The sequence below is a fragment of the Microcoleus sp. F4-D5 genome (genome assembly GCF_036704885.1).
Classification (GTDB): Bacteria; Cyanobacteriota; Cyanobacteriia; order Cyanobacteriales; family Microcoleaceae; genus Microcoleus.
On record NZ_JAUBSX010000092.1, the window covers coordinates 1 to 20,249 of the forward strand.

Genomic DNA, 20,249 nt, shown 5'->3' on the forward strand with positions numbered 1-20,249 from the left:
TCACCCTTGTCTCGGGTGATTCACTTTTACCCCCTCAATCCGACTATGTGCCAGTTTGGGGTGCGGAATGTGGGCTTTAATGTCTGGGAACCCTGCTAAATTTAAAATCTGCGACGCACACTAGAAAACGTGCGTTTAGCAGCGACATTGCCCTATGCGGAAGTAACGGCGACAAGTTCAGCTAGTCCTGATTTGACCGAGGTCAGAAGCCAAAGAAAGGCATAGATATCGTCTGGGCCCGGATCGGTGTCGAGAAGATTCTGGGATGAGTGAGTTGAGTTGTCATAGGATAAGGTTCCTCAAATAAGGGATGATTGTAGAAAAGTCCGATCGGGCATTGTCCAACCTGTGTCACTCGTCAGACAAGTCGATCGAATAGCTGCATAAACCGTTCAGTATCCACATCTAAGCAAGCCTCTACATTGGGGGGATTCGTTGCCTCATCTCTGCGATCGCGGCGATCGGCTAGTGACATTCCTGTTGTAAATCGTCCCTGAGTTTCAACCATCATATATAGCGATTCTGTCGTTACTAAACTCGGATCTAATGCAACCGCCATCGCCAAAGGATCGTGTAAATAACACCCATAAAAACCTTCGTTGTCACGGTAGAAAGCCATATAAATTCCCGTGCAGTCGGCAATAAACTGGCTAAGTTTTGAAGGACGGCGCTGTAAATTATCTTCAACAACTTGGCGCGATAAAGGAGCTTTCATCGCCACATCTAGACCTACTAAGGTGATGGGAATACCTGACTCTATCACGACTTGAGCGGCATCGGGATCGACAAAAAAGTTAAATTCAGCCGCTGCTGAAATATTTCCCGGTACTGTAACCGCCCCACCCATGATGATAATCCGCCCGATTTTTTTCATGGTTGCAGAATCTTTCTGAATCGCTGTGGCTAGATTTGTGAGTGGTCCTAAAGCAATAATGGTCAGATTCTCGTACTCTTTAGCTGCCGAAAGAAGCAGATCGATAGCATTCTCTGTAGATGGCTTAGTAGTAAGTTTGGGATAGCGAGGTGTACCATCCGCTTCCTTAAATCGATCCAACTCACCCAAACCATCTGCCCCATGAATTCCTGCTGCATAGAAAGGAGGTTTCAGCAGTGGTTTTTCACAGCCTTTAGCCACAATGGGCGAAGTATCTGGCTCCACAATACTGATGACGCGCAACACATTATTAGCCGCCTGCTCAACGTTAATATTACCAGCGACAACGGTAATTGCTTTCAGCTCTAATTGGGGTGAATTCAATGCCATAATCAGAGCCAAAGCATCATCTACACCACCGTCTGTATCTATTATTACTGGAAAGGACTGATTTGAAAGGGCGATCATGCTATTACTGCTCCATTAAACTTATTAGAAGTAAATTGTGACCGTACAGGTATAACCCGTAAAGCAAGAATTTTAAACCTTTACTTGTAGACAAATCTTCCTTCGATATGGCTATTAAGATTTTGATGATGACTAAAGTATTCTTCAATGACATCCTGGCAAGATGTTGTGACTACCTTGGGGTCAGCTAGTTTTGTTAATTCTTCATGGGTTACGCCTAGAGTATGTTCTGAATTTTGGAAACGATAGCCATCCATACAGATGGTATAGTGTCCATCATCTTGTACAGGTTGTCCATTAATACTTAAAGATTCCAGCTTTTCTTCCGCGTCTCTATAAACTGCCCGAACACCTTTACTGACCTGAAGATACTCACTTTCACCGGGTATTCGGTTTTCCAATCTCATAATATGCGCGAATATTTTTGTAAGCTGTAGGCCTGTTACCCTATATTTATGCATGGGATCTTCATAAGGGAATATTTGTTTAAGATCGCTCAAGGTTACTCCCGGTCCTAATTCTGTTCCCCGGATTGAACCACTGGCGACAAAAACTACATCTAAGCTATCTAATTGGGCAAAAATATCAGCGAATAAGTTACCCAATTCCGTTTCTTCTTCACGCCTAGGATGGGTCAGTTTATGGGCTAATCGTCCAATCAGTCGATTGTACTTGCGATCGACCTCTTCTTTGAAGGTAGCAATCAGCTTTTCAATTTCGGGATCGGGCAGAGCCAAATTATTATCCACAGGTAAGAGTTGCCACTTCCATTCAACAATGCTATTAGTATCGTCATCTACTACAATATCGAAACGCCCAATTTGGTCTGTGCCAACTCCGGCTTGGGCAATTAGAATGTTGTTAACTTCGGCTGGTTGCTCTAAAAATGTATGGGAGTGGCCCCCGACGATCAGATCCACACCCCATTCTGGGTCTAGCAATGCCGCTAGTTTTTTATCCTCTTCAAAACCGATGTGTGTCATGAGGACTGTTAGGTCAATGTCGTCATTTTTGTAGGCGTTGCAAATCTTACCAACTTCTGAGGCAGCATCTTCAAGACTTACGAATGTACCAATACTCCTGTCACGTTTTAATGTCTTAAGAGCTTCTTCAGTTATAATTCCAATGAACATAATATCGAATCCATCGACATTGAGGATGATATAAGGGTTCATCAAGCGTTTGTTGTACTTTTTGATATATAAGTTGGCATTCACAATCGGAAAATTTGCCATCTTTTCCAAGAAAAGTAGGTGAGGTAACCCATAATCTAATTCGTGGTTTCCCAGAGTCACTACGTCGGGAGCCAGGTAATTCATAATTTCTATGGTTGAAAGACCTTTATACTCCACATCAATCGTAGAGCCTTGGAGCATATCACCAGAAATAACAAAAAGCACGTTTTTCTCCTCCTGGCGAACTTTATTGATATAGCCTGAAAGTAAAGCCATTCCACCAATCACATGACCTTCTGCGAGTCCCGTAGCTTCTGCCAAAAAGTCTCCGTGCATATCATTGGAATGTAAGATAGTGAAACTTTTAAACCGTTCTGTGATCGTCATAGTCTTTTACCTCTGAATAGAATTGTTTAGTAATCTTGGTTTAAGTCAGGAGCAGCACTTCAATAAAGCGATTCCAGGTTAATGACTGGCCTCCTGTTTGCTCTTGTAAGAATGTGATTTCATCCTCAGATAGAGGTGGCTCTCTCAACCTGCCTAGTGCCGTATTCATCTCCTGCATACTGATGGTATCATCTGCATCGACATCAATCGGTAGGAAATAGGTGACAAATGATGTATATCTCGACATTAAGCGTTGATGGCACAACATTAATTCGCCAAATTCCTCAAAGTCGATCGCGCCACTGCGATCTCTATCCATACAGGTGAACAGATAGGTCAGTTCACCCTCAGAGAGGACTTTTCCTACCTGATGCAAGTGAGTTGCCAGCTCCTGGGTTGAGAGGAACCCACTGCGATCGCGATCGATTGCATCGAAGATGTAGCGTAAATCGCCTTTAATCGCAGGAGTTGCCTGCTCAAACAAGATGTTGCGTTGCTGTCCCCCAAGCGCGGCTTTGAGCTGTTGCCGGAAGCTAGCAATAGTTTCCTCGGCTGCACGGAACCGCTGTCGGTGTTCCTCTGGACTCGCCACTGTATGCAGCACCACGGGTACGAGTGAAGGTAGCGATCGCTGCAAGATCGGAAAACACCCAATCGTTACAATTGCAAATGGCACGGACAGAACGGGTAGCTTCAGCAGCGAGAACAGGGGGGCCAAGAGAATGCTGGCGATCGATGCCAAGAAAGCACAGATCGGACCGATCGAAATGCTTAGACGGTTTGGCGTGTAAAACACTCCCCCAATTGCCGTCGCGGTGAGAGCTGCATTGTAGCCCCACAAACCCGTATACAGTTCATCCGGCTTGGCTCCCAGCAGCAAACCCGCTAGCAGGTACATCGCGCAACCCAGCAATCCCACCACTGCCCCAATCGGGGTACAGATGGCAATGCCTAGGACGACTAGCAAAACTGAAACAAGCTTGTCTGAGAAAAAGATCTGCCCCAGACCCATCGGCAGCGATTGGATCGAGCGAAATCCGTCAATCGCACCAGCGGGAAAAGGGGGCGGCGGCGGCCCCAGATCGAAGAAGGGTTGGGGTACAAATGCCAGCAGGAGTAGAAAGGTCAGGATCGATCGCATTCATCAGATTGTAGGAGTTTCCGAAAGCGAGCCTGCACCCGGATGCACAGAGGTTTCCGAAACCAGATAGGGAATGTTGCCATTACTATTATCTGGTTCTTCTATTTCCATACTTTTGGGGATAGCAGCAAGTTGGATACCCTCTTTGTAGAACCCTTGCCGAATCATCCGGATCGCGTCAGAATGGACTGTCCAAAAATCATCTTTTTTCACCCAGCCATCGGCCTTGAGACTGATGTAATAGTCCTCAATGCTCCATACTTGGGTGCTGGGGGCTGGATAGGGCAAAACTTTGGGATGCGATTTGAGAATTTCTACGAGCAATTGTTCCACTTTACCCAAGTCTTCCTCAAAGCCAATCCGCAACCAGTGTGTAAATTTGCGAGTTTCACTGTGACTCAGGTTTTCGATAGTGTCGCCCCAAACCGTGTTGTTGGGAACGTTAAATATCTGACCGTCAAGGCCTTTGATTTTCGTGTTAGCTAAGGTGATGGACTCTACCCATCCCCAAAGTTCGCCGAGTTTGATTTCGTCACCGACATCGAAAGGCTTGTAGGCCATAATCATCAAGCCGCTGGCTATGTTACCCAGGTTGCTTTGCAGGGCGAAGGCCAAAATGAAACTCAAACCCCCAACCAGGGCTAAAACTGGACCGAGGCTGACTTCCAGCGCTGTCAGAGCCACTAGAAACCCGACTACAACTCCGCCGCGCTTGACAACCATCACGATAAATTGGCGCATGATTCTCGATGTGCCGCTGAATAGCTTCATCAGTCGGTAGAGGATCGCGCCGAAGATTTGAGAGACAATGATCGAAACAATCACAATCCCGACAAACTTCGCTGTATTGCCCGCCCAGCGCAGGCCACCTTCTTCAGCTTTTGCCCAAGCCAGAAGCCGCACGCCCAAACCTTGGGTATCTTTGGTATCTACGTCGATACTCATAACGGCTTGAGTGTACTGGCGGTAGGACTTGGCATCGCCACCTTTTTTCTCGAGTTCTTCTAAGATGGCGTTAAAGCGATCGTCGATCGCCGTTAGCTGCGATTGGAGTTCGGTAACAGTGACTACGAGTTGGTTCTTTGCTTTGGACTCCGCATCGGTACTCTTTTGCAAATTTTCGGTCGTTTTTTTGAGTTCCTGTTGTTTTTGTTGGAGGTTCTGTTGGTTGTTGACGACTCCCGGGTCTCCAGCAACTTTCTCTTCCCCGCTGTTTTTAATTTCGGTGTTTGCAACGGCGGCTGTGGCCTTGTCTAGCTCTTGGGACGATTGTTCTGTTGCAGTACCCCCAATATCTTTGAGCAGTTGTTTGAGGGCTTCGTCGGCTTTTTCTAGCTGCTGGGTGGCTTGCTCGTATTCCGGTGACTCGGGCTCAGCACCTTTTTGAGCTGCTTGGGCGGACTCGAAGGCTTTGATCGCTGCTTCTAGTTTTTCGATCGTTTTGGTGGCCTCGGAATAAGCTAGAGATCCAGCAACGGTCTTATCTCGATCGGCCTTTATTCGATCGAGAGTTTGTTTGCCTGTTTCTAAGTCGCCGGTTTTTTGAGCTTTTTCCAGCGTCTTATTCGATGTCTCGTCTTGTTTTAATTCGGCTTTGGTTGTTTTCGATTTCTCGACTGCTGACTGGGCTTTTTTGAGGCTTTCTTTGGCTTCTTCTACCTTTTTCGTTCCTTCTAGATATTGCGGTGAACCAGGGGCAGCACCTTTTTGAGCTTGCTCGGCTGCTTCGAGGGCTTTTTTGGCTTTTTCTAGGGCATCAACGCCTTCTTGTTGTTGGCTGATGGCTTGATTCTGGCGCTTGATGGTAACTTCAGCTTCGCTGATTTCGCGGGCTTTTTTTTGGAGTACAAGCATCCACGCTGCTGCCTCGTCTCGGAGTTCTTCGACAGTGAGCGGCTTCAGGAGGATTTTCAGTTCATCGACGGGAATATTAATATCTTTGGTAGTTGTTGCTGCTTTGGGGTCTGCCGGTTTCTCTGGTTCAACTTGTTCCACCTTTGGAGTGTTGGCATCTTTAGCTGGCTCTTGTTCTTGCTCCTGCGATCGCACTGGAGTCGTCCATACCACGGCAACACAAACGACTGCCGTCAGGATAATTGCTCGAATTTTATAACGCGACATTTGCTACACTCTCCCGATTTTGATATCTAACAAGTTCATTCCAGAACTAGGTTTTTAAATAGAAAAATGGAGGAACAGTGGAGAAAAGTAATCTATAAATTGCTCCTCTCTTGAACTTGGAAGTAACATAACTTTTATAAATTCTGTTACTTCCATTAATATCAACTCTGGGCGATCGCCACTTATGCTCCCACTGGAGATGCGCTAGCAGATACGACGTTCAGGTTAGCAACTAACCCATAGGTTGATATGTACTCTTCTAACTCTGCTAAATCAACACTGCCATTTTTATCGGAGTCAAGAATGGTAAACAGATAATCAGTGACGTAGCTTCTGACTTGTTCAGAGCTGCGTTCGCCTGTTGTCAGATCTTCGATTAGCCCTAACAACTCCATAATCTCAGTTCGTTCTAGCGCCTTACTTCCATCCGTATCCAATTGCAGGAACAGCTTTTTGATATCTTCTGTCGCCACTCTCGAAGAACGCAGTGTTTCTCTCAGTATGTCATTGCCAAATGAATTCATGAACAATATCTGTTCGATGAGCGGTATGCAGAAAAAGCCCAGCGATGCCCAAAAAATTGCATATTTTACGGCTTCGGGATTTGCAGTTGCGCTAACTCCGATAAAAAGAGCCGCCCAAAGGAAAAAGTTTGGGTTCACCAGCAGGATATAAGCATCCCGAGCTTCTGCCTTACTTAGCTTGCCATTTGTCACTATTGAGGTTAATGTAGCTGCTACGCGCATCGAGACAAATACCAAAGTTGCAATTGCCAATTGCTGCAGACAAGCTAGCGAGCGATTCGGATCGGTTGAAGAAAATAGATCCGAAATGAAGGTTGCCGGAGTAAACTGAAACCCGGTGGCAAAAGCCATTAATGCAACAGCCAGCACACCGATAAATTTCCAGTTTTTACTGTGGTGGTTTGATTCTACAGGAGATTTGTCCCGCCAAAACTGGGCGATCGCACCCGGTATGGCCAGACCTAGAATTAGAATGACACCGAAAAATATCAGGCTGTCAACGTTTATGGGTAAATTGGCAACCTTCAATGTAGCCAGAAGCGCCAGCGGAGCAACGATTGATAGCATTCTTGACAACAGGGCCGACGGATAAAGATTGCCGCCCCAAAGCACTGATAAAACTGGGGAAGTCAGGGCTGGCGGAACCATCCAAAACAGCACCCACAAAACTTTGTACAAATCGGCTTCAGTCTGATACAAAAATCCCGAAAATATTAAGAATAGTCCAACTGCCCACCGCACTGCCATCCACCCGTAAACTAAATACTTCACAGTTGAAGTTACTTTGCGTTTACTCGCGGCAAAGTCGATGTCCAGGTAGGTATAAAATGTTGAAGCGGCAAGACACGCAACAATTATGGCTCGAAATAGCGGTGACGGAATCGCTCCTGCTGCGCCGCTGATTGCCCCTACCAAACTTCCCAGCAAAAATGCGGCGGCATAGATCAAAATCGCCCACATAATTGAAAGATCGTTAATCTCTTTCCGCACCGAAGCGGCACCGCCCGATTCCTTGTCCCGAAACTTGACCAGATCCACACCGCTGAGAGCTTTACCGTTGGGGAGTTTCAGGTGTTTGTAAGCAGTAGGCGGCAGACCGCTTAAATAAAGTGCTAGAGGCTCCAACACATATTGGTGGCACACTACTAGAACTGTTTCACCGCGTTCTAAGTGCGGTACAACTTTGTCTTCGTAGAAATGGGCAGCGCGAGCGTAAACTTGGGCAATCTTTTCGCCAGCCGGGGGTGCTTCGTTATGTGAATGCAACATTTCCTCGAAGCCTTCGTAGCCCAGGGCTAGACGCAGCAAATTTAGGTTGCGACCCGCAAAAATGCCAAAGGATTTCTCGCTAATTCGATGGTCGATTTGAACGGGGGTATCGGGCGACTTCAGTGCTTGACTTTCAGCAAGGGCGATTTCACAGGTTTGACGCGCGCGTCTCATGTGGGACACATATACTGCGTCAAACTTTGTACCTTTTTTCTTCAAGTCAACACCTGCACGGCGCGCCTGCAACCTGCCAAACGATGTCAGGTCAACATCCAGAACTCCTGCAAAAATATTGCGTTCGTTACTGGTACTTTCACCGTGCCGAATAAAGTAGACACGTCCTAGCTGTTCTGGATTGAATTCTTTTGGTGAACCTGCAGAAGTAGCCCTGGTTACATCATCGGATTTACCTGTAACTTCGAGCGATCCGTTGTCGCTACTTTCTACCGGGTCATCTAAGTTTCTAGTGTTCATAACTTACTTTCACTACGCCTTAAACATGATTTAGATTTTCTAACTTTCAAGTTTCAGACTTTTAAGTCAGACCAGTTAATGACCAAAAGCACTTTACCACGAAACCACGGTTCTAGACTGTGCCGTTCATAATACTTTGCACGATCGAAGACCGTGCTTTTTGTCCAGCAAAGTTTCGGGTTAAATCACCCGAAGTAAAAAAATCCAAGTAGTCCACTTTCTCGCGGTATACCAGAAAATGGAGAGCTATGATCGAGATTGAATTTACTCCGGTTGGTATCAAAGCTCTTGACGATTGCAATAGTGCGGGCTGTTGTGAATTCCTAGTCTGAAACCCTTGATTTTCGGTTGAGCGATCGTGCGATCGCTAGCGCCACACTCCTGCCGATAGCCCTGCAATCCTTCTTTTACGGTGGGTTATCGCTCACATCTTGCACAATTCTCAAGAAGGGACTCTCCGGCGAGTGAAGCGAGAGATGAATTTTCTCGCTTCACTGGTCGGAAAGCTTGTTCGTAAAAGGATGATTGAGAATGGTGCAACATCTCAGTTATCTAAAACTGTCGGAAGTGCGGTTATTAGCGATTTCCTGAAAACCCATTCCCGCGTGCAACTGAATACTAGATATTTTCTCGTACTCACCAAACTTAAATTTGATATAAAGCTTGTGAAAAAATGTCAAAAAAAAGTGTATCTACTGAAAGTATTGCGAATTTTTTAACGGCAAAATCCGAATTGCTTGCAACAAATGCTAGAACTCACAAACAAGATTTAGGTTCTCTTGTGACTTTAAAGTTTGAGAGATTTAAGTAAGATAGGTTAACGATCAAAAGCACTCTGCTGCGAAAGCACTTTCTTTGACCGTGCTGATTGTAGTCTGACCTTAACCCTCGGAGTGTAGCAATACTAATTAATTGATGCAGGAGCGATCGCACAACAGACAACATGAAGCACACCCAAATCTTCAAAGGATCTGAGACAAAATTTTAGATAAAAAAAGCCCAGCTCGCTCTTTCCCTGGCAAACCAAAAGATTATTGAGATGGACAGCAGCTTGAGAGCGAGTTTAGGGGATCGATCGCCCATCTAACCAATAACTTTTGTACAAAACCCGTCCCGTACTTCGAGAATTATCACTTTTGCACCTGCATGACAGCCAAAAAGATTGTGCTAGAATCCATCAATACGTAGTCGTAGGTTGGGCACAGGCCGAGAAGAGCAATCTTCTTGCAGTCTAGGGGAGGTTGTAGGTCAGCCACCATTTGGGTCTTCCCAGTTGAAAGCCACCCTGCAACATGAGCCTGGAATCTGCAACCGCAGCCGAGTGCGGCAGATCGGTTGGGAGTGTCGCGCTAGAATAAGCAGTACGAGTAGGGACAGGGCAATGCCGCGTCCCTACGAGAACACAAACGCTCCTTAAGTGCGAGCGTGACCTCGAAACGGGCACATAGCAGCAGGTGATGGGAATAAATCATGTTTGAACGCTTCACAGAAAAAGCAATAAAAGTAATCATGTTGGCCCAGGAAGAAGCTCGCCGCCTGGGTCACAACTTCGTAGGGACAGAACAGATCCTCCTGGGTCTGATCGGTGAAGGAACCGGGGTGGCAGCTAAAGTCCTCAAATCAATGGGGGTCAATCTCAAAGACGCTCGGATTGAGGTCGAAAAAATCATCGGCCGCGGTTCCGGCTTCGTAGCAGTCGAAATTCCGTTCACCCCCCGCGCCAAGCGGGTTCTAGAACTATCCCTAGAAGAAGCTCGCCAACTCGGACACAATTATATAGGTACCGAACACCTGCTGCTGGGCCTGATCCGCGAAGGTGAAGGAGTAGCGGCCAGAGTATTAGAAAACCTGGGAGTAGACTTGTCGAAAGTCCGCACTCAAGTCATTCGGATGCTGGGAGAAACCGCAGAAGTCGCAGCCACCGGCGGAGGTGCCCGCACCAAAACCCCAACCCTCGATGAATTCGGTGCCAACCTCACTCAAATGGCGGTCGATGGCAAACTAGACCCAGTAGTCGGACGCCAAAAAGAAATCGAACGGGTAATTCAAATCCTCGGTCGCCGCACCAAAAATAACCCGGTGCTCATCGGCGAACCCGGAGTCGGTAAAACCGCGATCGCCGAAGGCCTGGCCCAACGCATCGCTAACAACGATATCCCAGACATCCTGGAAGACAAGCGCGTAGTCACCCTCGACATCGGCTTGCTCGTCGCCGGTACAAAATACCGGGGCGAATTTGAAGAACGCCTCAAAAAAATCATGGACGAAATCCGCACTGCGGGTAATGTCATTTTAGTGATTGACGAAGTGCACACTTTGATCGGTGCCGGTGCGGCTGAAGGGGCGATCGACGCGGCCAACATTCTCAAGCCGGCTTTGGCAAGAGGCGAACTCCAGTGCATCGGCGCTACCACCCTCGACGAGTACCGCAAGCACATCGAGCGCGATGCAGCCTTAGAGCGACGCTTCCAGCCCGTGATGGTAGGGGAACCGACCGTTGAGGAGACGATCGAGATTCTCTTCGGTCTGCGGGAACGCTACGAACAGCACCACAAGCTGAAAATTTTGGACACGGCCCTGGAAGCCGCCGCCAAACTCTCACATCGGTATATCTCCGACCGCTTCCTCCCAGACAAAGCAATTGACTTGGTAGACGAAGCTGGTTCCAGAGTCCGCCTGATCAACTCCCAACTGCCCCCGGCAGCCAAAGAACTCGACAAAGAACTGCGCCAAGTCCTCAAAGATAAAGACGAAGCGGTGCGTTCTCAAGACTTTGACAAAGCCGGCGAATTGCGCGATCGGGAAATGACGATCAAAGCCGAAATTCGCGCTATTTCCCAAGCCAAAAAAACCGACTCGGCCCGCACCGGCGAAACCGACCCATCGCCAGTAGTCACCGAAGAAGACATTGCTCAAATCGTGGCAAGCTGGACGGGCGTCCCGGTCAACAAACTGACCGAATCCGAATCCGAAAAGCTGCTGCACATGGAAGATACCTTGCACCAGCGCTTGATCGGCCAGGAAGAAGCAGTCAAAGCCGTTTCCCGCGCCATCCGCCGCGCTCGCGTCGGCTTGAAAAATCCGAATCGCCCGATCGCCAGTTTCATCTTCTCCGGGCCCACCGGCGTCGGCAAAACCGAACTAACCAAAGCCCTAGCCGGCTACTTCTTCGGTTCCGAAGACGCGATGATTCGGCTGGATATGTCGGAGTACATGGAACGTCACACCGTCTCCAAACTCATCGGTTCCCCTCCAGGCTACGTCGGCTACAACGAAGGCGGCCAACTCACAGAAGCAGTCCGCCGCCGTCCTTACACTGTCGTGCTGTTCGACGAAATCGAAAAAGCCCACCCCGATGTCTTCAATATGCTCCTGCAAATATTGGAAGACGGCCGTTTAACCGATGCCAAAGGTCGCACCGTGGACTTCAAAAACACGCTGCTGATTATGACATCCAACATCGGGTCTAAGGTCATCGCCACAGGCGGCGGCGGCCTCGGCTTCGAGTTCAGCGAAAACCAAACCGATGCCAATTACAACCGTATTCGCTCCTTGGTTAACGAAGAACTCAAAAACTACTTCCGCCCCGAATTCCTCAACAGGCTCGACGAAATTATAGTCTTCCGCCAGTTGAACAGGGAAGAAGTCAAGGAAATCGCCGTCATTATGCTCAAAGAAGTGTTCGGCCGCTTGACAGAACAAGGAATCACGATGGAAGTCACTGAACGGTTCAAAGAACGGCTGATAGAAGAAGGCTACAACCCCAGTTACGGAGCCAGACCCCTGCGCCGCGCCATTATGCGGTTGTTGGAAGACAGCTTGGCAGAGGAAATCCTTTCTGGCCGCATCAAAGACGGCGATACCGCTGTTGTCGATGTGGGCGAGGACGGAATTGTTAAGGTGCTGCAAGGTCAAAAGCGGGAATTGCTGCCTCAAGGCGCTGAGTAAGTGCCAAGGCGAGTGATGTTTTGAAATAACAAATCTTGCAGCCGGAAAAAACTCAAAATCCTCACATAAAAAAAGGTAGAGAATTAAAATTCTCTGCCTTTTTTATGAGTTAAAATCAAGAGAATGCACTACACTTTTCTAAGTATCTTCGTGTCAAAAAACATCAGACCGATCGATTCGGTTTCTGTAGGGGTCGCGGCCCCGTGTTCGCCCTGCCGGGTTTCTGAATACCCAAACAAAGTTTACGTTTAATTAGAGCGAGCTACTTCAATGGCAATTAGATAATTAGCAAGAACTATATAGTGGAGAAATAAATGACATCGGAAAAAAAGAATTTGGGTAAAGAAGTAGCAGAAATTCAGGCTGATGCTTCGACTTCGCTAAGCACGAGCACCTGGTGGCAGAAAGCGTGGAAGTCTAGCTTTGAAAATATTCAGATAGTGATTATTGCTTTGGGTTTAGCAATAGTTATTCGAGCGTTGGTCGCAGAACCGCGCTACATACCCTCAGATTCTATGGTACCAACTCTGCACGTGGGCGATCGCGTCGTAGTCGAAAAAATCTCCTACTACCTAGAACCTCCAAAAACTGGCGATATCGTAGTATTTGCCCCGCCCGAAAAGTTGCAAGAACAAGGCTTTACCCAAGACCAAGCATTCATCAAGCGGGTAATTGGCTTACCCGGTCAAACCGTCGCTGTTAAAAAAGGTCTAGTCTACCTCAACGACAAACCAATCGTCGAAAAATATATTGCCGAACCTCCTAAATACCAGTGGGGGCCTTATCGCGTCCCGGAAAATCAATACTTCGTGATGGGAGACAACCGCAACAACAGCAACGACTCCAGCAGGTGGGGATTTTTACCTAAGCAGAATATCATCGGCCGCGCTGTACTGCGGTTTTGGCCTCTAGAACGCATCGGCGAAGTTTGAAGTCAGTTGACAGTTGACAGTTGAGAGTTGACTGTTGACTGTTGTCATCGCAAGCCCGATGCTTTTAGGCCCGATGCCCCATTCCCATGCCTTATCCTGTACGGAAATTTCTACTGATTCTTGTGCCTTAAGGGGTAGGGACTTCCTCCGGCAACTGATAAAATAGTACAAAAAGCAGCGGGATTTCTCGCCTAGATCAAAATTAGTAGAATATTAAAAAATCAGGAAAGCTATGGGATTTTTTGATTCAGAAATTGTTCAGCAAGAAGCCAAGCTGTTGTTTGAAGACTATCAATCTCTCATCAAACTAGGTGGCAGTTACGGCAAATTCGATCGCGAAGGCAAGAAAATTTTCATTGCTCAGATGGAATCAATGATGGAGCGCTACCGTATTTTTATGAAGCGCTTCGAGCTGTCTGAGGACTTCATGGCTCAGATGACTGTAGAACAGTTAAAAACACAGCTCAATCAATTTGGCATCACGCCCCAGCAGATGTTTGAGCAAATGAACTCAACGCTGGAGCGGATGAAAACTGAGCTGGAAAAACAATCCTAGTCAGCAGAAGGAAGAAGGAAGAAGGAAGAAGGAAGAAGGAAGAAGGAAGAAGGAAGAAGGAAGAAGGAAGAAGGAAGAAGGAAGAAAAAGAAAGTATTCCCCATCCCCAATGCCCCATCCCCAATGCCCCATGCCTAATGCCTCATGCCCCATGCCCCATCCCCAATGACTGCTGACTGATAATTAAGGTCGCTCAAAAGATGAAGCAGGTTTAAAACTTTCTGCGGGAACGCCCTGTAAAGCTTGGCTCATAAAATCGCGCCAGACAGGGGCGACAATAGTACCGCCAGTAGCGCCGTAGCTCATCGGCGTGTAATCATCGTTGCCCATCCAAACTGCCACCGACAACTGGGGGACGTAGCCCACAAACCAGATATCGCGTTCTGAGGAAGTTGTACCAGTTTTCCCAGCAGCCGGTCGCCCGAGTTGAGCCGCCCTTGCGGTTCCGTTGTAAATTACCCCTTGGAGGGCGCTGTTGACAGATGCCGCAGCCCAGGCATTGAGAACTAATTTGGGTTTGGGCGTATTGTCGAGCAAGACGTTGCCGCTGCTGTCGGTGACTTGCACGATAAACGTGGTGTCAGAATGCCAGCCGTTGTTGGCGAAGGTAGCAAAAGCTCCGGCCATTTCTAAAGGAGTCAGGTCAACTGCACCCAAGGGCAAAGAAACCACGGGTTCCATGGGACTTCTGATGCCGAGCACCCGGCAAATCTCAATTACTTTATTCAATCCCACTTCTTGACCGAGCTTGACTGCGGGAATGTTCAGCGATACTTCCAAAGCTCTGCGGATGCTGACGGCACCGGAAAAGCCGCCGCCGTAGTTTTGAGGGTAGTAGTAGCCGTCGCCGTCGCGGTAGCCGACAGGGGAGTCGTAGACAACTGAATCGGGGCTGTATTTGCCGCTAGCAAAGGCAGCGTAGTAGACGAAAGGCTTAAAAGAAGATCCGGGCTGGCGGCGTGCTTGAATGGCGCGGTTGAACTGACTCTTTTTGTAATCGACGCCCCCAACCATTGCTTTGACAAAGTGGGTGCGGGGATCTACTGCGGCTAGGGCAATTTGACCTTGGTCGCGATTGTAAAACAGCCCTTGGTAGTAAAGCCTTTCGTGCCACCCTTTGACGGTTTCTTCGGCTATGCGCTGCAGTTTGAGGTCGATCGTGGTTTGAACGCGCATTCCTCCCTTGAGCACGGCATCTCGCCCGAAACGCCGTGTCAGCTCTTGGACTACGGCTTGTGTGACGTAAGGAACTTGAGATCCGCCAAAAGAGGTAATTTGGCCTAGCTTAATTTTTTGCCCTCGGGCGGCAGTCTCTTGGGCCGGCGTAATCCATTTGAGCTCCTTCATCCGGTTTAAAACGATTTCCTGCCGCTCTTTTGCCAACTTGTAATTGACGAAAGGACTGTATTCTTCGGGGGCAGAAATTAAGCCGGCGAGCATCGCTGATTCTGAAAGAGTCAAATTATTTGCTGACTTGTTGAAATAGCTTCGAGAAGCTGTCTCTACACCGTACAAGTTGTGCCCTAAATAGATTTGATTCAGGTATAGTTGCAGAATTTGGTCTTTGTTGAGAATTTGCTCCAAGCGGATAGACATTACCGCTTCAGCTACCTTGCGACTAAATTTTGACTGGGGAGATAGAAACAAGTTTTTGACTAGCTGCATAGTCATAGTGGAACCGCCTTCAACGGTTCTACCTTTTTCTAGGTTGACTATGAAAGCTCGGGCTATCCCGCCGGGGTTGATGCCTTTGTGGGTGAAGAAGTTGCTATCTTCGATCGCCAGAACAGCCCGTTTCAGGTTCGGGGAGATTTTGTCAAGGGGTACGACATCCCGGTTGGCTTCGTCGTGAATGCTGGCTAGGGGCTTGCCGTTGATGTCGTAAATGTGGGTAGTTTCTGTGGGAGAGTAGGTTTGCAAGATGCGAACATCTGGCAAATTGCGGAAGCTGATCGCTAAGCCAACCAGTCCGCCAGCGACTACGGAACTGGCAAGCATTGTCATGCTGAGTATGGTTCCGGCGGTCACTTTACTGACTGACTGAACAAACTCGAATACGGGGGCTGAGTTTTCCGTGTTTTTGCGGACTGCGTTGGTTGACACGTGGATTTCACTTCCTCATTCGATTTGGGGTTTAAGACTTTTAATTTTAGATGCGAACCCTAGAGACTGTCAGTCGATTTTAGATTTTAGATTTTAGATTTATTCCACAGATGAATCTGGGAATTTGAACAATAGTCTAAAATTTGGGGATCTCCACGACTGTTGTCGGGGGCTGGTATCCGTTTTTGGGCGGGGTCAGCTAATGAAAGCCGGTCAGCTTTGGGATTATAGTAGCTTGATAGTTATGTTTTTATGCGTCAACCAGTGAGTGTAACTAATTCTGCTGCACTTTGGCAAAATATGATGGACGATCGCTCCCCGATGATAACAACTTCTAACCTTTCAGCGCTTTACCGCGGCGTCAGCGAGATTTTTCCAGATCGACCTGATTCTAGCAACCCTGACGAAAATTTAGCCCAACTGCTGGCAAAAGTCGATCGACCGTTGCGCGTCAAACTCGGAATTGATGCGACGGGGAGGGACATTCACTTGGGCCACAGCATTTGCTTCCGCAAGCTGCGGGCATTTCAGGATGCCGGTCACACTGCTGTACTGGTACTCGGGGATTTTACCGCAAGAATTGGCGATCCGACGGGGAAATCGGAAGTTCGCCAGCAGTTGACTGAGGAACAAGTCGCGGAAAATGCCAAGACTTATTTAGACCAAGTGCGTCCGATTTTAGATTTTGACACGCCCGGACGTTTGGAGATCCGCTACAACTCGGAATGGCTGTCAAAATTGGATATGGCGAAAATTCTGGAACTGCTGGGGACGATGACGGTTCAGCAGATGCTGGCGAAAGAGGGCTTCGATCAGAGGATGGAACAAGAAAATGCGATTTACCTGCATGAGTTTCTGTATCCAGTAATGCAAGGTTACGATTCGGTGGCTTTGGAAGCGGATGTGGAATTGGGGGGAACCGACCAAAAGTTTAATATTGCGGTGGGGAGAGATTTGCAGCGGCATTTTGGGATGAAGCCGCAGTTTGGTTTGCTGATGCCGATTTTGATCGGGACTGACGGCGTGCAGAAGATGTCGAAGTCTTTGGGCAATTATGTGGGTTTGTCGGAAGACCCGCTGACTATGTATTCTAAGCTGGAGAAAATTGCTGATAGTTCGATCGCCCAGTATTTTGAACTATTGACAGATTTGCCGCTTGATGAATTGCCAGAAAATCCGCGAGAAAAACAGAAACTTTTGGCTGTGGATGTGGTGCGCCAGTATCGCGGTTCGGAAGCGGCGGAACGCGCACAACAAGATGCAATTGCGCTGGTTAAAGGTGCTGCGGGACAAGCTGATGCTGTGGCGGAGTTTTCTTTGGCAAACGTCCAGTTTCCGGCTAAGTTGTTTTATATTCTCAGTGCTAGCGGGCTTTGTAAAAGCAGCGGTGAGGCGCGGAAGTTGATGCAGGGCGGCGGGGTGAAGTTGGAGGGCGATCGGGTTTCTGATGTTAATCTTACTTTTGAATCACCTGCCGATTTATGCGGTAAGGTTTTACAGGTTGGGAAGAATAAGTTTGTGCGATTGGTGTCTTGAATGTCTTTTTTAACCGCCGATGAAGGCTGATGAACGCTGATGAACGCTGATAATCGAATTATTGTTGCTTTAGATGTTTCGAGTCAGGAAGATGCGATCGCACTTCTTGACAAACTGCCTGATGTATCTTTTTGGAAAGTCGGTTTGGAACTGTTTGTGAGTTCCGGACCGGGGATTTTGGAAATTTTAAAACAGCGGGAAAAGCGGATTTTTCTCGATTTGAAGTTTCACGATATCCCGAATACCGTAGCTGGTGCTTGTCGGGCTGCTGCTAAGTACAATGTGGATTTATTGACTATCCATTCTACTTGCGGTAAAGATGCTTTGAAAGCGGCACAGTTGGCTTTGACTGAAGGGGCGGCGGCTGTGGATCAACCGACTCCTAAGTTGATTGCAATTACTCTGTTGACGAGTTTGAATTCGCGACAGTTGGCTTTTGAGTTGAAAATACCTTTGGAGTTGCCAGAATTTGCTTTGCACATGGCATTGTTGGCTAAGGAAACGGGTTTAGCTGGGGCTGTTTGTTCTCCGCAAGAAGTGGAACAGTTAAGAATGAGTTGCGGGGATGATTTTCTGTTAGTTTGTCCCGGTGTGCGTCCGAAATGGGCAGATGGGGGCGATCAAAAACGATCGATGACTCCGAAGGCTGCTTTGAAAGCTGGTGCGGATTATCTGGTGATTGGGCGGCCGATTACTGCTGCGCCAGATCCGGTGGCGGCTTTTGCGCGGATTTGTGAAGAGTTGGGATAACCATAGCAATCTAAAGGCGTTTGAAGATTAAAATAGCCATTAAAAATGGAATCAAGCCCGATAAAAATATTCCCGTATTGAAAAAATAATCCTGAACCGAACCATCATCAATTACTGATTTTTGGGGAAACTGAGGGTCATATAGAACTTCAACGGGTTCACCAATCCCATATACAGCCGGTCTTGAATATACATGATAAACCCCTGTGTAAGTCAGACCACGCTCATCTGAAAAACTATACTTTGAGGTGTAAATATTCTTATTTGCATGGCGTACTAAGTCGATGACTACTCCATTTGTTTTAACGGCAGAGTTCAGGAAAAAACTGGTGTCTAAAGAACTATAAATCGCTAAACCCATCACAAACAAAGAGAAAGGAAGTACAGAAATCCCTGTCAAGAGTTTACAGATGAGCTTAAAGCTATTCATAACGGACACCTGGTATGCTAGCTAAAAAGTAATGCAAGCTATTGACAAGCTTGGCGGAATATATTACTGTCCCGTAGTAGAACCAATTGGTTGACGACACCCAACTCCCGTAAAGATTATAAATCTGTGGAATCTTTGAGTTGGACTCCATCGGAACTAGAGGCAGGGAAAATAATTAAAATAAAAACTTTTCCCAAATTCATGCTTCTAGTTCGTGTTTGGCTTTTTGCTCTCGAAGTTTTGCCCAAATAGCTTCGGTACCGGGTTTAGGTGGCCTCGCTGCAACGCGGGCAGAATGTTCTCGATTGCGCTATTCCCAGTAATGCTGAATTTCCTTAGCTTCCCTTAAAACAAGTTGATATTCTGCTTGAATTTCTGCACGATTTTCCTCAATGTAGGATAAAGCAGCGTTAATTCGATCTTCTGTTAAGTCAAATAAGCAACGGATAAACTTCGGGGGATACTCAGCAGTCAAGTAGTCCATCACATCATAGAGGGTTGTGCGCGTACCCGCAATTGTCAGTCCGCGCTCTGTGCGGATGATGGTTGGTTTGTTATTGGATACTGAAACCATACCCATAGTTTTTGAAAGAGTCTACGAATAACCTTTATTATAGCTTACAACTTTTAAATATTTGCTTTCGTGCAGTTGTTTTCCCGGTATCCACTGCTGCATATTGCTATGTTAAAGTGTGTAGATACAGGAAATTGTAGCAGATGAGCTTTGCTTTAACCATTGACTGCACAAGATCGATGAGGAGTATTTCTGAGGTTGAATGTATTTCCAGTAAGTAGTATTTTGGTTGCGATTTTTTGGGTTGTTGGGACTCCAACTATGGCGGTTAATTTGGCAATCGATGATGTTAATGTAAATGCAAACGGGCATGGTTTGTTGGCCCGATCGCCCTGTCCGGCTGATTTAGAAACTTTGGTCGATCGCCTGTTGCCAGATTTGCCTAGTTATGCTAATCGCGTAATTGTGCGATCGCACTTTTCTCCTAACACTAACACACCGCCCGGTTACGTCCCTCGTCAAATAATTTTAGCCGGCCGCCCGGAGTTTGAACCGTTACCTTTAAATTTTGAAGATACACTTCCTGAAAATGCCAGTCAAGTTTTCATTACTACTTTGGAACGGCAGTATCGCGGGGGAAAACGAGTCGAAACTCAGCAATATCATTGGTTGTTTTTAACTAAAACGGAAAACGGTTGGGAATTGGCAAAACTTGTTTCTCGGTTTGGTACTGCGGCTGATATTCGTCCTTTATTAAGTCAAGATAGTGAAAGCGAAATTGCTGAGGCTATTAGTTTGTGGCTGCGAGATTGTCGTGCAAAAAATAAGTTGTCTCGCAACTAAATTGTATTTTTTGGGCGGGCTTTCTGGCGCAACCCCTACTCCCCACATGAAATAATTTTTATGGTGGAACAGGCCGGAAAGCCTGTTGGTGACAGAAAATAATTTTATGGTGGAACAGGCATCTTGCGGGCGGGCTTTCTGGCGCAACCCCTACTCCCCACATGAAATAATTTTTATGGTGGAACAGGCCGGAAAGCCTGTTGG

At 47.2% G+C, this 20,249-nt stretch carries 14 protein-coding genes; 6 read left to right on the forward strand and 8 right to left on the reverse strand.

What is annotated here, in order from left to right; all coding sequences use genetic code 11:
• Nucleotides 1-358 precede the first annotated feature (358 nt).
• The 5 genes from QUA80_RS28625 to QUA80_RS28645 all read right to left on the reverse strand — a co-directional run bounded on the left by QUA80_RS28625 (nucleotide 359) and on the right by QUA80_RS28645 (nucleotide 8,433).
• Complete coding sequence (locus QUA80_RS28625) at nucleotides 359-1,342, reverse strand: nucleoside hydrolase (protein WP_333428358.1); 984 nt, start codon at nucleotides 1,340-1,342, stop codon at nucleotides 359-361.
• A gap of 80 nt (nucleotides 1,343-1,422) precedes the next feature.
• A complete protein-coding gene (locus tag QUA80_RS28630; RefSeq protein ID WP_333428359.1) occupies nucleotides 1,423-2,904 on the reverse strand; it encodes a bifunctional UDP-sugar hydrolase/5'-nucleotidase in 1,482 nt (493 codons plus the stop codon).
• A 40-nt stretch (nucleotides 2,905-2,944) separates the two neighbouring features.
• Entirely contained in the window at nucleotides 2,945-4,045 is a 1,101-nt protein-coding gene (locus tag QUA80_RS28635) for an urea transporter (RefSeq protein ID WP_333428360.1), read from the reverse strand.
• A gap of 3 nt (nucleotides 4,046-4,048) precedes the next feature.
• A complete protein-coding gene (locus tag QUA80_RS28640) occupies nucleotides 4,049-6,166 on the reverse strand; it encodes a mechanosensitive ion channel domain-containing protein (RefSeq protein ID WP_333428361.1) in 2,118 nt (705 codons plus the stop codon).
• Nucleotides 6,167-6,348: 182 nt separating this feature from the next.
• The gene (locus QUA80_RS28645; RefSeq protein WP_333428362.1) at nucleotides 6,349-8,433 is read right to left on the reverse strand and encodes a histidine phosphatase family protein; all 2,085 of its coding nucleotides are present in this window, start codon (nucleotides 8,431-8,433) and stop codon (nucleotides 6,349-6,351) included.
• Nucleotides 8,434-9,903: 1,470 nt separating this feature from the next.
• Between QUA80_RS28645 and QUA80_RS28650 the strand changes: the two genes are divergently transcribed.
• The 3 genes from QUA80_RS28650 (at nucleotide 9,904) to QUA80_RS28660 (ending at nucleotide 13,869) form a co-directional block, all read left to right on the forward strand.
• Entirely contained in the window at nucleotides 9,904-12,381 is a 2,478-nt protein-coding gene (locus QUA80_RS28650; protein WP_333239306.1) for an ATP-dependent Clp protease ATP-binding subunit, read from the forward strand.
• A 314-nt stretch (nucleotides 12,382-12,695) separates the two neighbouring features.
• Nucleotides 12,696-13,313 (forward strand): signal peptidase I, encoded by a 618-nt coding sequence (lepB, locus tag QUA80_RS28655; protein ID WP_333428363.1) that lies wholly within the window; start codon nucleotides 12,696-12,698, stop codon nucleotides 13,311-13,313.
• A gap of 232 nt (nucleotides 13,314-13,545) precedes the next feature.
• Nucleotides 13,546-13,869 carry a DUF1825 family protein gene (locus QUA80_RS28660; protein WP_333428364.1) on the forward strand — a complete coding sequence of 108 codons (324 nt, stop codon included), beginning with the start codon at nucleotides 13,546-13,548 and terminating at the stop codon, nucleotides 13,867-13,869.
• 183 nt (nucleotides 13,870-14,052) lie between these two features.
• Here QUA80_RS28660 and QUA80_RS28665 read toward each other — a convergent pair whose 3' ends face one another.
• On the reverse strand, nucleotides 14,053-15,972 hold the full coding sequence (locus QUA80_RS28665) for a transglycosylase domain-containing protein (protein WP_333428365.1): 1,920 nt from the start codon (nucleotides 15,970-15,972) through the stop codon (nucleotides 14,053-14,055).
• Between the two features lie 303 nt (nucleotides 15,973-16,275).
• On the opposite strand from QUA80_RS28665, the gene tyrS reads away from it, so the two are divergent.
• Together tyrS and pyrF are read left to right on the forward strand one after the other, a co-directional pair.
• Complete coding sequence (tyrS, locus tag QUA80_RS28670; protein WP_333428382.1) at nucleotides 16,276-17,508, forward strand: tyrosine--tRNA ligase; 1,233 nt, start codon at nucleotides 16,276-16,278, stop codon at nucleotides 17,506-17,508.
• 39 nt (nucleotides 17,509-17,547) lie between these two features.
• Nucleotides 17,548-18,258, forward strand: a complete 711-nt coding sequence (gene pyrF, locus QUA80_RS28675) for an orotidine-5'-phosphate decarboxylase (protein WP_333428366.1) — start codon at nucleotides 17,548-17,550, stop codon at nucleotides 18,256-18,258.
• A 10-nt stretch (nucleotides 18,259-18,268) separates the two neighbouring features.
• On the opposite strand, the gene QUA80_RS28680 is transcribed toward pyrF, so the two are convergent.
• Entirely contained in the window at nucleotides 18,269-18,688 is a 420-nt protein-coding gene (locus QUA80_RS28680) for a DUF3592 domain-containing protein (RefSeq protein ID WP_333428367.1), read from the reverse strand.
• A 310-nt stretch (nucleotides 18,689-18,998) separates the two neighbouring features.
• The gene (locus QUA80_RS28685; protein WP_333428368.1) at nucleotides 18,999-19,262 is read right to left on the reverse strand and encodes a DUF433 domain-containing protein; all 264 of its coding nucleotides are present in this window, start codon (nucleotides 19,260-19,262) and stop codon (nucleotides 18,999-19,001) included.
• A gap of 198 nt (nucleotides 19,263-19,460) precedes the next feature.
• On the opposite strand from QUA80_RS28685, the gene QUA80_RS28690 reads away from it, so the two are divergent.
• The gene (locus QUA80_RS28690) at nucleotides 19,461-20,045 is read left to right on the forward strand and encodes a hypothetical protein (protein WP_333428369.1); all 585 of its coding nucleotides are present in this window, start codon (nucleotides 19,461-19,463) and stop codon (nucleotides 20,043-20,045) included.
• The last annotated feature ends 204 nt before the right edge of the window (nucleotides 20,046-20,249 follow it).

What these genes read in the sequence shown, in the direction of transcription:
- QUA80_RS28625 (WP_333428358.1), bottom strand. Translation starts at nt 1,342, where the DNA reads ATGATCGCCCTTTCAAATCAGTCCTTTCCAGTAATAATAGATACAGAC.
- QUA80_RS28630 (WP_333428359.1), bottom strand. Translation starts at nt 2,904, where the DNA reads ATGACGATCACAGAACGGTTTAAAAGTTTCACTATCTTACATTCCAAT.
- QUA80_RS28635 (WP_333428360.1), bottom strand. Translation starts at nt 4,045, where the DNA reads ATGCGATCGATCCTGACCTTTCTACTCCTGCTGGCATTTGTACCCCAA.
- QUA80_RS28640 (WP_333428361.1), bottom strand. Translation starts at nt 6,166, where the DNA reads ATGTCGCGTTATAAAATTCGAGCAATTATCCTGACGGCAGTCGTTTGT.
- QUA80_RS28645 (WP_333428362.1), bottom strand. Translation starts at nt 8,433, where the DNA reads ATGAACACTAGAAACTTAGATGACCCGGTAGAAAGTAGCGACAACGGA.
- QUA80_RS28650 (WP_333239306.1), top strand. Translation starts at nt 9,904, where the DNA reads ATGTTTGAACGCTTCACAGAAAAAGCAATAAAAGTAATCATGTTGGCC.
- lepB (WP_333428363.1), top strand. Translation starts at nt 12,696, where the DNA reads ATGACATCGGAAAAAAAGAATTTGGGTAAAGAAGTAGCAGAAATTCAG.
- QUA80_RS28660 (WP_333428364.1), top strand. Translation starts at nt 13,546, where the DNA reads ATGGGATTTTTTGATTCAGAAATTGTTCAGCAAGAAGCCAAGCTGTTG.
- tyrS (WP_333428382.1), top strand. Translation starts at nt 16,276, where the DNA reads ATGGACGATCGCTCCCCGATGATAACAACTTCTAACCTTTCAGCGCTT.
- pyrF (WP_333428366.1), top strand. Translation starts at nt 17,548, where the DNA reads ATGAACGCTGATAATCGAATTATTGTTGCTTTAGATGTTTCGAGTCAG.
- QUA80_RS28680 (WP_333428367.1), bottom strand. Translation starts at nt 18,688, where the DNA reads ATGAATAGCTTTAAGCTCATCTGTAAACTCTTGACAGGGATTTCTGTA.
- QUA80_RS28685 (WP_333428368.1), bottom strand. Translation starts at nt 19,262, where the DNA reads ATGGTTTCAGTATCCAATAACAAACCAACCATCATCCGCACAGAGCGC.